The organism is Burkholderia sp. LK4 (genome assembly GCF_001043615.1).
GTDB classification, from domain to species: Bacteria; Pseudomonadota; Gammaproteobacteria; order Burkholderiales; family Burkholderiaceae; genus Burkholderia; species Burkholderia cepacia.
The window spans coordinates 38,598-53,555 of record NZ_LDUL01000002.1 but is presented as its reverse complement, the minus strand read 5'-3'; the positions used below and the strand labels follow the sequence as shown (position 1 = coordinate 53,555).

Below are 14,958 nucleotides of genomic sequence, written 5' to 3'. Positions count from 1 at the left end.
CGTCCCTCCCTCTCTCTGCGTCGATCCTGTCGGCAAGAACCGCTCGTTGATCTTCTCGACCGTTACGGCGCGCTGGCCGCCTGCGGGAACGACGGCATCGCGGATGCGTCGGTGCCCCACGTCGCCGCGCTCGCGTCGGCCGTCATCGAATACGACAGCTTTCCGCCCTTCGCGATGTGCTCGAACGGCAGCCACGCGGTCGGGTACGGTGCGCCGTTCAGCTTCAGCGACTTCACGTAGAACGACGCGGCATCGCCCGAACCCGCGCCCGGCGCGACGATGTGCAGCAGGCGGTAGCTGCCGTCCTGCTGCCCGACGCGCACGACGATCTTCTCGAACTGCGGGCTCGACAGCGCGACGCCGCTCACGCCCGGCACGACCGGGTAGAGACCGAGCGCGGCCCACACGTACCAGCCCGAGATCGCACCGAGATCGTCGTTGCCGGGCAGCCCGGCCGCACCGGTGCCGAACGCGTTCGCGAGCGACGCGTGCAGCACGCGCTGCGTATGCGACGGCGCGCCGGCCCACGCATAGACCCACGGCACGGCCATCGTCACTTCGTTGCCGACGTAGAAGTACGGCTGCACGGTGCCGATGTTCAGGTGCGTGAAGAACGTGTCGAGCCGCTTGACGACCGATGCAGCGCCGCCGACCTGCGCGACCACGCCGCCGAGATCGTGCGGCACGTACCACGTGTACTGCTCCGAGTTGCCTTCCATGAAGCCGGTGCCGTCGGTGACCCACGCGCCCGCCGCGGTCTTCGGCTGGATCGCGTTCCTGTCGAACAGGTTCTGCCAGTTGCCGCTCGACTTCAGCAGCGTGCCGGCCGTCGCCGTATCGCCGAGCGCCGTCGCGAAGCGCGACACCGCGAAGTCGCGCACCGCATATTCGAGCGTGTTCGACGCGGTCTGGTTGTCGCCCGGGCCCGACGACGGCACGTAGCCGAGCCGGTCGTAATCCGCGCGGCTGCCCATCACCGGCGTGCCGGCGCATGCGGCGCCCGGCGCCGTGCTGCGCTTCATGATCGACAGCGCGGCCTGCGTGTCGAAGTTCGTCGCGCCGAACGCATGCGCGTTCGCGACGATGATCGAGCCCGCATCGCCCGGCATCACGGCCGTCTCGGTATTGAAGTACGCCCAGCGCGGGAACGCGCCGCACGCTTTTGCATCGAGCACGAGCGACTGCACGATGTCGCTGGTCCGCACCGGATCGAGCAATGCCTGAAGCTGCATGAACGAGCGGTCGATGTCCCAGCCGGAGAAGTTCGCGTACATCGTGCGGCCTTGCTCGACCTGACGCGTCGGCGCGGCCGATGCGCCGTTCGACGCGTAGAAGTCCGGATACTGGCCGTTCACGTCGTTGAACACGTTCGGGTGCAGCGAAGCGTGATAGAGCGCGGTGTAGAACTTCGTCTTGTCGGCGTCGCTGCCGCCCGTGACCTGGATCGCGTTCAGGCGCGCGTTCCACGCGGCGCTCGCCGCGCTGCGTACCTTGTCGAAACGCCAGTTCCGGTTGCCTTGCGCGTCGGTGCCCGGATTCTCGGCGAGCAGGTTCGCCTTCGCATTCGCTTCGCTGACGAACGAAATGCCGAGCTTCATCATCACGTCCGGGTGCTTGCGGTCGACATTGAACGTCAACGCCACGGGGCTGTCGTTCGACAGCGCCGGCTTCGCCGCGAACGGCTGGCTGAATTCCGCGTAGTAGTAGACGGGTACCGCATGCCCGGCCCAGCAGAATCCGCCGCCCGCGATCGTGCCCGACAACGCGCGGTCGCCGACCTGGCTGATCGTGTCGCCCGTCGAGCCTTGCGCGCGATTGTTCAGCACGGTCGGATCGATCGCGATCGTCGCCTGCTGGCCCTGCGCGAGTGCCGGATACGTGAAGCGCGCGAAGCCGGTGCGCAGCGTCGTCGTCAGCTCGGCCTTGATGCCGTTGCCGAGCGTGACACCGTAATAGCCGGCCTGCACGGTTTCGTTCGCGTGGCTGAAGCTGGCCGGCGTGCCGGCGTCGCCGGGCGCGAGCTGCGGCATCACGTTCAGGTAGCCGCCGTTCGCCCAGCAGCCGGTGCCGCTCAGGTGCAGGATGCTGAATGCGTTGATCGACGTGTCGCCGTACCAGTAGCCGCCGGAGAAACCGGAGCCGTCGCCTTTGCGGCTGTCGTACTGGGCGGTGGGCGTCATCGGGCTCCACTGCATCATCCCGAACGGGACCGTCGGCCCCGGGAACGTGCCGCCGCCCAGACCCGAGCCGACCGGGTCGGCCGGCTGGTCGGTCGCGTAGTCGGTGCCGATCAGCGGATTGACGTACTGAACGACACGAATGTCGGCGTTCTTCTTCGCTGCTGCGTTGCCGTTGTCGTTTCCATTGCCGTTGCCGCCGTTGCCGTCTTCGTTGCCTTGCGACTGCGCCGCGGCCGACAGATTCGAAGCGGCTGCCGACGGCGAATCGCCATCGCCCCCGCACGAAGCCAGGCCAACGCTGAGCGCCAGCAGCGCCGCTCCCAACCCCCAGTTCCTCGACATCGCCTGTCTCCGTTTCGTTCTTGAATCAAGCTGTTGGTTCGAACTACTGAGCTTTAAATCAGGAATCTTTTCGTGACTTGTCGCGTACGCGGTCAGTCGGTCGAAACTGCCGGACGCGTGTATTTATTTCCGTACCCGGATGCCGAAAAAGACGTGCCGGCAGGTCGAAATGCCGGCACCCGGGGACGGACAATGCGCACAAGCGTGCCCAAATAAACGTGGTTTCTCTACCCCGTATTTTTACGAATTTTTATTTTGTTTATCTAAACAATATGTAATTGATTCGGTTTTTTATACGGAATTCGACATTGCGAATGCGATTGGCAATCAGGGCTGTTTCGGCAGCTCGACGTAGTCTTCAAGCTCGCCGGCGATATAAAGCCGCTTGCCGATACGCGGGTATTCGCAGACATCGTGTTCGAGCCGCTGTCCGCCGACGAGCAGTTCCAGCGGCGCATCGCCGGTGTTCTGCACCGTGTGCGCTTCACCGCCACGCGGAAAGCCGATGAAATCACCGGGCCCGATTTCACTGACGCGTTCGCCGATCGTGACGGAGCCCGTGCCGGACAGCACATAGACGAATTCTTCCTCGTACAGGTGACGGTGATACTCGGCCGATTCGTGACCGGGCATCAGCGTGAGCAGGTGAACACCGAATTGCGTCAGGCCGGTCAGGTCGCTGAGTTGTCGTTTGAGCCGGACGGCATTGGGATTCAGCGAATGCACCGCGCGCGTCGGTTCCATCTTCGCGATATCGGCGGCCTTCAGCAGTTCCCGGGGAAAGGGAGTCGACATGGGGGTCTCGCAAGCGTGAATGCATCGGTTGAACGCTGCGCCGGCGCGGCGCGCGAGCGGCTATTGTCCGACATTTTCACGCCGGCAGACGTGGCATTCGCACCGCTGTCGCACGCGGCTCACACCCCCCCGTTCGTTGCGCGAGCGCATCGATGCGAATGGTGCGCACCGCGCTGCACGTCATCGCATGCATGAAGGTTGCGCCCGCCAACGTGACGGGCGCGGACGCCGCGTGACGCTCAGCGCACGTGCACGCCGCGCAACGCCGTCAGCAACGCGATGAGCCGATCGATGTGCGCATCTTCCGTGCGCCACGACGACACGCTGATCCGGAACGCCGGCCGCCCCTGCCACACGGTCGCGCCGAACCACACGTCGCCCGATGCCTGTGCGGCTTCGAGGATCGCCGCGGTTTCGTCGTCGGTGCCGGCGCGCACGAGCACCTGGTTCAGCACGACGCGATTCAGCACGTCGTAACCGGCCGCACGCAGGCCGTCCGCAACCCGCGCCGCCTGCGCGCAATGTCGCTCGACCATCGTCGCCACGCCGGCGCGGCCGAGCGCACGCAACGCAGCCCACACGGGAATGCCGCGCGCCCGCCGCGAGAATTCGAGGTTCAGGTTCTTCTGCGCATCCTGCGCGCCGCTCAGGTAGACGGCGTCGCTGTTCATCGCGGTGGCGAGCGCCGCCGCGTCGCGGCAGATCACCATCGCGCCGTCGTACGGCGTGTTGAGCCACTTGTGGCCGTCGGTCGTCCAGCTGTCCGCGCCGTCGATGCCGTCCGTCAGCGCGCGCTTCGACGATGCGCGTGCCCACAGGCCGAACGCGCCGTCCACGTGCACCCATGCGCCGGCCGCCTTCGCGGGCGGAATCAGCGCCGCGAACGGATCGAATTCGCCGGTGTTCACTTCGCCGGCCTGCACGCAGAGGATCGTCATGTCGTCGAGCGGCGGCAACTGGGCGGGGTCGATGCGGCCGTGCGCATCGACCGGCGCGACGACGATGCGCTTCATCCCGAAGCCGAGCACGCGCAGCGCCTTCTTCACCGTGATGTGCGCGAGCGCGGAAATCACGACCTTCACTTCGGGCGCGCCGATCAGCCCGTCCTCGTCGATATCCCAGCCCTTGCGCGCGAGCAGCGCACGCCGCGCGGCCACCAGCGCGACGAGCGTGCAGGCTGTCGCGCTCGTACCGAAGCCGACCGCGCTGCCTTCGGGCAACGCGAGCGCATCGACGACCCAGCGCGCGGCCTGACGTTCGATCGTCGCCGCGACCGGCGAATTCGCGTACGACGACGCGCACTGGTCCCACGCGAGCATCAGTCGCTCGGCCGCGGCAGCAGCCGGGAGCGCCGCGCCGATCACGAAGCCGAAGTAGTTCGGGCCGTTCGACGCGACCGTCGCGGGCGTGCCGTGCTCGTCGAGCAGGCGCAGCACGTCGTCGGCCGGGCGGCCCGCGTCGGGCAGCGGCTCGTCGAAGGCGGCGAGGCCGGCCAGCGCGGCCGCGTCGGGAAACGCGCGTCGTTCGCCGGTTGCAGCCAGATACGCGTGCGCGCGCCGGTCGGCGTCGGCGAGCAGTGCAAGTTCGTCCATGTCGGTTGCCTCGGGGGAAATGGAATCAGAGTTGCGAGAGATCTTGGCCGAGCTGCTGCAGCGCGCCGTCGATCCGCTTGTAGTACGTGAACTTGCCGACGCGGGTCGCCCGCACGAGCCCGGCATCCGCGAGGATGCGCATGTGGCGCGTGGTCGTGGCCGGCGCGATGCCGAGCTTCTCGGTGATGTACGTGCAGCACACGCCGAGCTCGTCGAAGTCGCCGTGCGGCTGCGGCGGGAAATGTTTGCGCGGCTGCTTGAGCCAGCGCATCACGGCCAGACGGCTTTCGTTGGCCAAGGCGCTGATGCGGGTAACGTCGTCCATGGGGTGCGGTTTCGTTTGACGTTTCGAATATTAGCTAAATGACGAAATGTGGGCAATCGATTTGAAGGACGATTTCGGCTGGCGATGTGGCATGCAGGGGCGTTGCGTCGACACGCGACGCAAGCGCAGCGGGATCGCTGCTTCAACGTTTCGCGACAGCCCGTGTAATCTGCATTACGCCGCAGTCAGTGCCTGCGCCATCCGCTCGATCAGCGCACGCACGCGTCTCGGCTGCGCGGCACTGCCGGGATAGACGATCTGCAAGTCGACGTCGCCCGGCGAGAAATCGCGAAGGATCTCGACGAGCGCGCCGGACGCCAGATCCTGCTCGACGTCGACCAGCGACTTCAGCGCGACGCCATGCCCCGCGATGCACCACGCTCGCACGAGCGCGCCGTCATTGGCCACGCGCCGGCCGCGTACCATCACGCGCTTCGCTTCGCCATCGATGCTGAACGGCCATTCGGCATACAGGTCCGGCCCGAAACGCATCACGATGCAGTCGTGAGAAACGAGATCGTCCGGATGCGTTGGCGTGCCGTGCGCGGCGAGATACGCAGGCGACGCACATACCACGCGCCGCGCGCGGCCGAGCGAGCGACTGCGCAGCGAACTGTCCGCGAGCGTGCCGCGGCGAATCGCGAAATCGAGCCCCTGCCCGACGAGATCGACGTAACCGTCGCCGAGATGCAGGTCGACCGTCACACCCGGGTGCTCCGCCAGGAACGCATCGACGACCGGCACGACGCGCTCGCGCCCGAGATCGGCCGGTGCGCTCAGCCGCACGGGCCCCGACAGCGTCTGCACGCCCAGCCGCACGCGGCTTTCGAGTTCGTCGGCTTCGGCCAGCAGGCGCCGCGCGCCGTCGACGAGCGTGCGGCCCTCGTCGGTCAGGCTGATCGCGCGCGTCGTGCGCGTGAGCAGCGCCGCGCCGTAGTGGCGCTCGAGCGCCGTCAGTCGCTCGGACACCGTGGCCGGCGACAGCCCGACCTCGCGGCCCGCCGCGGCCAGCCCGCCCTTCTCCACGATGCGCAGGAACAGCGCGAGATTGTCGAGCAGCATTGTTCGCTCCTTCCGAAGGATATTTTCGAAGCCTGCCCGATTATCCGAAATGTCCGCAAGCGATACAGTGCGGCAACGCTCGATGTCACGGCCGTCCACCCCAGCGCTTCGATCATCCACAGGAAACCCCGCCATGGAATACCGCACCCTCGGCCGCTCCGGCCTCACGGTTCCCGTCCTGAGCTTCGGCGCCGGCACATTCGGCGGCACCGGCCCGCTGTTCAGCGCATGGGGCAACACGGGCGTCGACGAAGCGCGCCGCCTGATCGACATCTGCCTCGAAGCCGGGGTGAACCTGTTCGACACGGCCGACGTGTATTCGGACGGCGAATCCGAGCGCGTGCTCGGCGCCGCGATCAAGGGGCGTCGCGACCAGGTGCTGATCTCGACGAAGACGGGCCTGCCGACCGGCGACGGCCCGAACGACGCGGGCACGTCGCGCGCGCGACTGGTGCGCGCCGTCGACGATGCGCTGCGCCGCCTCGACACCGACTACATCGACCTGCTGCAACTGCACGCGTTCGACGCGGGCACGCCGGTCGAGGAAGTGATGTCGACGCTCGACGATCTCGTGCGCGCGGGCAAGCTGCGCTACATCGGCGTGTCGAACTTCGCGGGGTGGCAGATCATGAAGTCGCTGGCGGTGGCGGATCGGCACGGCTGGTCGCGTTACGTCGCGAACCAGGTGTATTACTCGCTCGTCGGCCGCGACTACGAGTGGGACCTGATGCCGCTCGGCGCCGACCAGGGCCTCGGCGCACTCGTGTGGAGCCCGCTCGGCTGGGGCCGGCTCACCGGCAAGATCCGGCGCAACGCACCGCTGCCCGAAGGCAGCCGCCTGCATGAAACGGCGAGCTACGGGGCGCCGGTCGACGAAGAACGCCTGTACGACGTGGTCGATGTGCTCGACGCGATCGCGGAGGAAACCGGCAAGACGGTGCCGCAGATCGCGCTGAACTGGCTGCTGCAACGGCCGACCGTGTCGTCGGTGATCATCGGCGCGCGCAACGAGGAACAGTTGCGCCAGAACCTCGGCGCGGCAGGCTGGGCGCTGACCGATGCGCAGGTCGCGAAGCTCGATGCGGCGAGTGCTGTCGAAGCGCCTTATCCGTACTTCCCGTATCGCCGGCAGGCGGCGTTCGCGCGGCTCAATCCGCCGATGCGCGGGTAAGGGACGGTAGCGGCGACGCGGTTGCGTGCCTGTGTCAGGCCGGCACGCCTGCGTGGCCGAGCCGCACGACCTTGTCGGCCGCGCCGATGACCGAGCGCCGGTGGGTGATCGCGATCACCGTGACATCGCGGGCGAGCAGTCGCACGTGTTCCATGATGTCGCGCTCCGTCGCTTCATCCAGCGCGGAACTCGCCTCGTCGAGAAACAGTACGGTCGGGTTGCCGTACAGCGCCCGCGCGATCGCGATGCGCTGGCGCTCGCCGCCGGACAGCTTCAGCCCGCGCTCGCCCACCGTCGTGTGGAAGCCGTCCGGCAGGCCGTCGATGAACGTCAGGATCGTGGCCCTCGCAGCGGCTTCCCGCAAACGCCGAGCATCGTGCGGCCGGCCGAGCAGGATGTTGTCCTCCAGGCTTTCGTTCAGCAGCACTACGTCCTGCGGCACGACGGCGACCGCACCGTACCAGTCGGCGCGATCGATGTCCGCGAGATCGACGCCGTCGACGAGAATGCGTCCGCCGGTCGGTTCGATCGACTTCAGCGCCAGCTTGAAGATCGTCGATTTCCCCGCCCCCGTTTCGCCGACGATGAACGTGACGGCCCCGCGCTCGGCGACGAAATCGACATCGGTCACGCCGCGCCCGTTGCCGTACGCGTAACCGACATGGTCGAACACCACGCGCCCTTCGCGCGGCACGAACGCCGATGCGTGCGACACCTGCCGCTCCTCGGGTGCCGTCCAGAGCGCCGCGAACGGCACGAGGGCCGCGCGGGAGCGCGCACTCTCGTCGATCGAGCGCGCGAGCATTTCGAACGGCAGGTTCAGTTGCAACAGCAACGTGTTGAACAGCACGATGTCGCCGATCGACAGCGCACCTGCCTCATGGCGCGGCAGCAGCAACCAGAACGTCACCGAGAACTGGACCGCGAGGCCGAGACCCAGCAGCGCGAGATAGCCGACGTGCTGCAGCACGTATGCGCGCCAGCTGTCGCGCTCGACGCGCGCTTTCTCGGAGAAACGTTCGCTCATCCACCGATGGCTGCCGAAATGCCGAAGCGTCTCCATCGCATTGATCGCGCCGCCGACGAAACGCGCATTCTCCTGCCCGGCCTCGATGGCGCGGTCGAGAAACGCGCGCGAGCGCCGCGCGGCAACGATCGCGATCGTCACTGCGACCGCGCCGTAGGCGGCCGTGATGGCCACGACCTCGAAATTGATCAGCGCGCCGAGCGTGGCGAGCGTCAGCACGATCTGAAGCGTGCCGGGAATCAGGTCCATCAGCGCGAGTTGCACGAGCACCGACAGTGCGCGGCTGCCGCGTTCGTTCGCATTCTGGATTTCAGCCGGATTGTGTTCGACGAAGAAGGCCGTGGTCTTCTTCAGGATGCGCTCGAAGAAGCGCGTGCCGGTGATGAATCCGAGATTCTCGGAACTCATGAAGGACAGGTACTGCACCACGCGTTGCAGCGCGCTGGACAGGCCCAGCAACACCGCATAGAGCACAAAGCCCGGGATCAGCGCATGGAGCACGCCGCGATGCGACAGCGCGTCGATCAGGCGCGAGAACAGATAGGGCGCGGCGACGGCGCTCGCACTCGACAGCACGACAACCGACGCGACCGTCAGCAGCATCCAGCGATCGGCCTTCCAGTAGGCTCGCAGCACCTCGGCAATCGGATTCGGCGCGTGGTGTTCGTTCATGACGCGAAAAACCGGGGGCGACCCGGATGGCGACAGACGGCCGAAAAGTCTAACAGACCGAAAGAAAAGACACGGCGGCGTTCGGGCGGCATGGCGGCAGCAACACGAGGCCTTCGAAGACCGGTTAGCCGTGGACGCTACCAAACGGCGGATGTCCCTCACATTGACATATCGGTAAATCTCGATATACTCCGCGCCATGGAATTGCTCGACATTTTCAAGGCCCTCTCGAACCGGACACGTCTCGAGATCCTCCAAGGCTTGAAGGATCCCGTGAAAAACTTCCCTCCACAGGACGAAGGGGACGTGCTCACGGTGGGCGTCTGCGTCAGCAGCATTCAGGAGGGTGTCGGGCTGTCGCAGTCGACGGTGTCCGATTATCTTGCCACGCTGCAACGCGCCGGCCTGGTCGAGGTCAGGCGCATCGGTCAGTGGACCTACTACAAGCGCAACGAAGCAGCCATCAGTGCGCTTGCCAAGGCCATTGGCAAAGAGCTGTAATTTTTTGCCGCATTATATCGATAATTCCCGATATCTCTTTTTATCGAAACAAGGAGTTCCAGTGAAAGCGCTCATGCTCAAATCATTTGGCGGCCCGGAATCGTTCGAACTGAGTGACGTACCCAAGCCCGTGCCGCTCGCGGGACAAGTCCTGGTTCGCGTCCATGCGACGTCCATCAACCCGCTGGATTACCAGGTCCGGCGCGGCGACTATCCCGACCTGGTGCCGCTGCCGGCCATTACCGGGCATGACGTCTCCGGCGTGGTCGAAGCAGTCGGGCCGGGTGTGACGGCCTTCTCTCCGGGAGACGAAGTCTGGTACACCCCGCAAATCTTCGACGGGCCGGGCAGTTATGCCGAGTACCACGTCGCCGCCGAACACATCGTCGGGAAGAAGCCGCCGTCACTGAGCCATCTCGAAGCGGCAAGCCTGACCCTGGTCGGCGGGACGGCATGGGAAGCACTGGTCGTGCGTGCGGCGCTGCGCGTGGGGGAAAGCATTCTGGTACACGGTGGCGCGGGAGGCGTCGGCCATGTGGCGATCCAGCTCGCCAAAGCCATCGGCGCGAGGGTGTTCACGACCGTGCGCGCAGCCAACGTCGAATTCGCCCGAAGTCTGGGGGCCGACGAGGTCATCGACTACGAAAAGGACGATTACGTCGACGCCGTCATGCGGACCACGGGTGGCCGCGGAGTCGACGTCGTGTTCGACACCATCGGCGGCAACACCTTGTCGCGCAGCCCCGACGCGCTCGCACAGCTTGGCCGCGTCGTCACGATCGTGGACATCGCACAGCCGCAAAACGTCATTCAGGCCTGGGGCAAGAACGCGAGCTATCACTTCGTTTTCACGAGGCAAAACCGTGGCAAGCTGGATGAGCTGAGCGCATTGGTTGCGCGCGGACAGCTGCGGCCACACGTCGGCGCCGTCTATTCCCTTGCCGATATCCCGCTCGCCCATGCCCGGCTGGAAAGTCCCCGCCACGGTGTTCGCGGAAAGATCGCGATCGCGGTCGAGCCATTGGCTCATCCCGGCCGTGTCGACGGGTCTTCATGATCCTGTTGCGCGGATGCTCGACCGTTGGCCGTGGCACCATGAAATACTGTCGCCATGGGCCTACCCATGGTGCCGCGAGCTTCCTATCGTAGAGACCTGCGACGCGCCGGCCGGATCGGCGGCGCGCGCCCTTCTCATCGAAAGGTTCGCCAACAACATGAATGCCGACGACACAGGACTGACCGTACGCGCGGTCACTGAAAACGACTACGACCAGTGGCTGCCGCTATGGGACGGCTATAACCGCTTCTACGGCCGCTTCGACAATACGGCCCTGCCGCTGCGCATCACGCAGCTTACGTGGTCGCGCTTCTTCGACGGCTACGAGCCTGTCCATGCTTTCGTCGCGGAACGTGGCGGCAAGCTCGTCGGGCTCGTGCATTTCCTGTATCACCGCAGCACGACGCACGCCGGGCCGGTCTGCTACCTGCAGGATCTGTTCACGCTCGACAGCGAGCGCGGCAAGGGCGTCGGCCGCGCGCTGATCGAAGCCGTGTACGACGCCGCGCGTGCGCATCGCGCCGAACGCGTGTCCTGGCAGACACACGAATCGAACCACACGGCGATGCGCCTCTACGACACCGTCGCGGACAAGCCGGGAGCCGTGCTCTACCGGAAGGAGTTGTTGCGCTGAAATGGATGCAAATGGGTGTCGGAATGCTGGCCGTCTCACGTCGACAGGCCACAGTAGCCCGAGGGATACAAGATCCGTCATTCCATCGGTTTCTGTATCCCCACGGCTACCCATTCAACGCGTCAATTTGTGTTCCCTTTCGTACAGGCGAACCCATCGTCGTCGCCCGACATTGACCGCCCGCGCTCACCCCACCGGCCGCGCCTTGATCCACAGAAACAGCGGCACGCGCGCCCACTGCTTCAGTTGATCCGTATCGGCCTGATCGGGCGGCGGCTCGCGCAGCGACACGATCGCGAACCCGGCCGCCTCCAGTGCTTCCATATACGCCTGCAGCGGCAGCGACCAGCCGGCGAAATGCATCGACAGCCCGTCACGCGTTTCCACGCCGTCGAAGTGCTCGCGCCCGAAATAGCTGCCCTTCAGCACGAACGGCGCATCGGGTTGCGGCCCCGCGAAGCCGCCGCGATCGCGAAACGGATGCACGAGCGAGATGAACAGCAGCCCGCCCGGCTTCAGCACGCGGCGCGCCTCGTTCAACGCGCGCTGCATGTCGTCGAGATCCATCAGCACGTTGTACGCCATCACGAGATCGAAGCTGGCCGCGTCGAACGGCAGCGACGCCGCGTCGGCCAGCTCGTAGCGATGCGCGGAATCCGCGTGCCGGGCGGCGTCGAGCATCGCGGGCACCACGTCGGTCGCGGTCACGTCGTAGCCGAGCGCCTTCAGCTCGCGGCTCACGCGGCCTTCGCCGCAGCCGATCTCCAGCGCGCGGCCGGTGTCGCGGCCGATATAGGCCGCGAGCCCCGCGCGGTATTTCCAGAACGCATCGTGCCCGGGCTTGCCGGCCCAGCCGATCCATTGGGCGGCGACCTGTGTCCAGTGTTCGGTGATGGCTTTCGTGTCGGTCATGCGCGCTCCCGCCCGGTGGGCGTCGTTGGCTCAGGATGCGCATGGTAAGCCGATGCGGCGGAACGCGCGACCAGGCGGCACCGCGCGGCCGGTTTCCGTTTCCGGCGGCGACGTTCTACAGTGACATAAAACAATCCGCGCCGCCGCGCGTCGCCCCCGCCCGGCGATGCGCACCCGATTCCGAGGACACCCCATGCCGAGCATCCTGGCCGCGCCAGCCAATCTCCCCCCGAGCCCCGTCGCGGCGGAAACGCGCATGGTGCACGACGTCGCGACGCTGAAGCCGTCCGACTACCGCTCGGCGGACGGCGTGTCGTGGGTCATCTCCACCATCACGCCGGCCGCGGACAGCGGATCGAACGTGACCGGCACGACGTACTTCGACACCGTGAAAGGCCGGACCGTCCCGCTGCCCGACGCGCGCCGCCGCTATGCGAATCGCGGCACGTGGCAGGTCGTCGCGAGCTCGAGCCCTGCCGTGCCCGCTACCGGCCGCTACGACTGGCTGACGCTCGCCTGGCTGCCGATCAACCGGCGGCCGCTGCCGCAAACGCCCGAACACCTGTATTCGCCGTTCATTCGCGGCGGCACGATAGTGTATCGATGGAATCCGGCGGCGGAAGGCGGCGAGCAGTTCGGCAACGTGCGGATGATCTTCCCGGAATGGACGCGACAGGTGGCCGATGCGTTGCGGTCTGCGCCGGCAGAGTCGCCGGACGGCGCCAGCACGTCCGCCGCACCGTCGGCGCTCGATCGCCTGACCGCGGACACGAACCCGATGACCGCCGTGCTCGACTTCGGCGACGCACTGCGCGACGAGCCGGTCGAGCGAATCGTCGCGCGGCTGCCGGCGCTGCTGCGCGTGAAGGACCTGCACGAACTGTCGGCGATCGTGTTCCTGTGCCTGTCCGGATCACGCGCAGAAGACCGGCCGCGCCTCGCCGAAGCGATCAACGGATCGATCGCGTCGACCGACGACAGCGCACGCCTGCTCGCGATTGCATATGGCGCGTTCGCGGCCGGCCGGGCACGGCCCTATCCGTTCAACGACGCGGGGCAGGCCGCGCGTATCAACGACGTGTTCGGCGCGTTGAAGCGGCGGACCGCGGCACTCGACGTGCCGGTCGCGGAAGGCTCGCCGTGGTACGAGTTCTTCACGGCATATCGGCTCGGCGGGGCGGCGCCGGGGAACAACCCGTGACGACGGGCACATAGCCGGTGCGGCCACGGCGGAAGCCGGCCTCCCGCTTGCGCGTGGAACCCGTCGCTACGGTGAACCGCGCGCCGTCATCGCCCGTCACGTGAGTGGCGCATGTCTGCATCAGCGCCGAAGGCCGCGACGAATCCGGATCAAATGGAACGTTCGATCTATTCGACCATTTGAACCGGATCGCCCTGTGCTAGATTCGCGCCCGGCCATAGAGCCATCTCAAATAACCCGAACCAAAAAGACCAAATCATGAAATCTGTATTCCGTCATGCCGCTCTGGCATTGGTGACGATCGGCTTCCTGTCGGGCTGCGCCAGCAGCGTGACACGCGACGCCAGCGATCCGGCGGGGGCCGCCGTGACTGCTTCGACGATGAAATTCGGCACGAAACCCGTGGTCGTGAAGGTCACGCTCGACAATACCGCGCAGGAAGCGTTGAAAGACAACCTGAAGTTCGACGCGAAGAAACTGCAGGAAAAAATCGAAAGCGCGCTGGATGCACGCAAGCTGCTGGCAAAAGCGGATTCGACCGATGCAATGCACCTGAACGTCGAAGTCAACGGCATTCGCGTGCGCTCGAGCTTCTCGGCCGTCATGTTCGGCTTCATGGCGGGCAACGATCACGTCGACGGCACCGTGACGCTGCTCGACGCCGACAATCATCAGATCGACCGCTTCAAGGTATCGGCTTCGTACGCGCTCGGCGGCATCGCCGGCGGCATGGACGATACGCGCATGAGCTGGCTGTACGAGAAGTTCACCGAGCAGACGCTGACGACGCTCGAATCGGCAACCGGCGCGCAACAGGCGAACGCCACGCAGACGAAGACGCAGTAATGCCCGCCGCCCGGCCGGCCGCGGATGCGCGGCCCGCCGGGCGGCTGCGGTCGTGCTCATCCGCCGGCGACGATGCGGATGTCGCACGCAACGATCGTCGTCGACCGGGGGCCTTTCAGCCTGCCCCGCCTCTCACCGCGCTCCCGCGCGCGGCATGACTCCATCGCCGAATTCCTCGATACGGTCGCAAGCCCCGCTTGCGCAAATGCTCAGCCATCGGTCGGCCGATCAGCAACGACGGTTCATGTGTGTTGCCTCCATCGGAACCCTGTGCCTGCCACCAACCTCGCACCACGCCGTGCGCGAGTGCATGCCCGGTGCCCGAATCCGGCGACGATCCCGTTCCGTCGAATCAGCCGGCATGAATCGGATCGCGGCCGTGCCCATCTGCCGCCACAACGCATACACGATCGCATGTGAAACGATGGAAATGCAGCCGCTCGGGGGAGTCGACCATCAGGCGGAGATCCCTTTCGAGACACCGGCGGACACCACGCCGGACCGGCGACCGCATTGTCGATGAGCGATTCTCAACCGGTCATCAGACCAGCCCGAATGACTGCGCGCTTACCGGAAAATGACGGCATCCTGACTATGCACGCGCCGCGCCGGGAACCCGCGCGCATCGGGCCATGTCGAAT

The 14,958-nt window shown here is 66.2% G+C and carries 13 protein-coding genes; 6 read left to right on the top strand and 7 right to left on the bottom strand.

The window, feature by feature from the left end; translation table 11 throughout:
* Positions 1-62: 62 nt before the first annotated feature.
* The 5 genes from VK92_RS00325 to VK92_RS00305 form a co-directional block, all read right to left on the bottom strand.
* Positions 63-2,522, bottom strand: a complete 2,460-nt coding sequence (locus tag VK92_RS00325) for a GH92 family glycosyl hydrolase (RefSeq protein WP_048021428.1) — start codon at positions 2,520-2,522, stop codon at positions 63-65.
* A gap of 327 nt (positions 2,523-2,849) precedes the next feature.
* Positions 2,850-3,317, bottom strand: coding sequence for a cupin domain-containing protein (locus VK92_RS00320; protein WP_048021426.1), 468 nt, complete (start codon positions 3,315-3,317; stop codon positions 2,850-2,852).
* Between the two features lie 239 nt (positions 3,318-3,556).
* Entirely contained in the window at positions 3,557-4,909 is a 1,353-nt protein-coding gene (locus VK92_RS00315) for a pyridoxal phosphate-dependent decarboxylase family protein (RefSeq protein WP_021160593.1), read from the bottom strand.
* A 25-nt stretch (positions 4,910-4,934) separates the two neighbouring features.
* Entirely contained in the window at positions 4,935-5,234 is a 300-nt protein-coding gene (locus VK92_RS00310; protein ID WP_021160594.1) for an ArsR/SmtB family transcription factor, read from the bottom strand.
* Between the two features lie 174 nt (positions 5,235-5,408).
* Positions 5,409-6,296 carry a LysR family transcriptional regulator gene (locus tag VK92_RS00305; protein ID WP_048021423.1) on the bottom strand — a complete coding sequence of 296 codons (888 nt, stop codon included), beginning with the start codon at positions 6,294-6,296 and terminating at the stop codon, positions 5,409-5,411.
* Positions 6,297-6,429: 133 nt separating this feature from the next.
* Here VK92_RS00305 and VK92_RS00300 point away from each other — a divergent pair, with 133 nt between their 5' ends.
* Positions 6,430-7,467 (top strand): aldo/keto reductase, encoded by a 1,038-nt coding sequence (locus VK92_RS00300; protein ID WP_048021421.1) that lies wholly within the window; start codon positions 6,430-6,432, stop codon positions 7,465-7,467.
* 34 nt (positions 7,468-7,501) lie between these two features.
* Here VK92_RS00300 and VK92_RS00295 read toward each other — a convergent pair whose 3' ends face one another.
* Positions 7,502-9,328: an ABC transporter ATP-binding protein gene (locus VK92_RS00295; protein ID WP_230965846.1), complete on the bottom strand. Its 1,827-nt coding sequence runs from the start codon at positions 9,326-9,328 to the stop codon at positions 7,502-7,504.
* Positions 9,329-9,364: 36 nt separating this feature from the next.
* On the opposite strand from VK92_RS00295, the gene VK92_RS00290 reads away from it, so the two are divergent.
* The 3 genes from VK92_RS00290 to VK92_RS00280 all read left to right on the top strand — a co-directional run bounded on the left by VK92_RS00290 (position 9,365) and on the right by VK92_RS00280 (position 11,358).
* Entirely contained in the window at positions 9,365-9,667 is a 303-nt protein-coding gene (locus tag VK92_RS00290; protein WP_048021417.1) for an ArsR/SmtB family transcription factor, read from the top strand.
* Positions 9,668-9,728: 61 nt separating this feature from the next.
* Entirely contained in the window at positions 9,729-10,724 is a 996-nt protein-coding gene (locus VK92_RS00285) for a zinc-dependent alcohol dehydrogenase family protein (protein WP_048021415.1), read from the top strand.
* Between the two features lie 157 nt (positions 10,725-10,881).
* Positions 10,882-11,358 carry a GNAT family N-acetyltransferase gene (locus tag VK92_RS00280; RefSeq protein ID WP_048021413.1) on the top strand — a complete coding sequence of 159 codons (477 nt, stop codon included), beginning with the start codon at positions 10,882-10,884 and terminating at the stop codon, positions 11,356-11,358.
* A 186-nt stretch (positions 11,359-11,544) separates the two neighbouring features.
* Here the strand turns inward: VK92_RS00280 and VK92_RS00275 are convergent, their stop codons facing one another.
* Positions 11,545-12,270 carry a class I SAM-dependent methyltransferase gene (locus VK92_RS00275; RefSeq protein WP_048021411.1) on the bottom strand — a complete coding sequence of 242 codons (726 nt, stop codon included), beginning with the start codon at positions 12,268-12,270 and terminating at the stop codon, positions 11,545-11,547.
* Positions 12,271-12,463: 193 nt separating this feature from the next.
* Here VK92_RS00275 and VK92_RS00270 point away from each other — a divergent pair, with 193 nt between their 5' ends.
* Together VK92_RS00270 and VK92_RS00265 are read left to right on the top strand one after the other, a co-directional pair.
* Positions 12,464-13,471 (top strand): hypothetical protein, encoded by a 1,008-nt coding sequence (locus VK92_RS00270; protein ID WP_048021409.1) that lies wholly within the window; start codon positions 12,464-12,466, stop codon positions 13,469-13,471.
* Positions 13,472-13,729: 258 nt separating this feature from the next.
* Entirely contained in the window at positions 13,730-14,317 is a 588-nt protein-coding gene (locus tag VK92_RS00265; RefSeq protein WP_048021408.1) for a DUF4410 domain-containing protein, read from the top strand.
* Positions 14,318-14,958 lie beyond the last annotated feature (641 nt).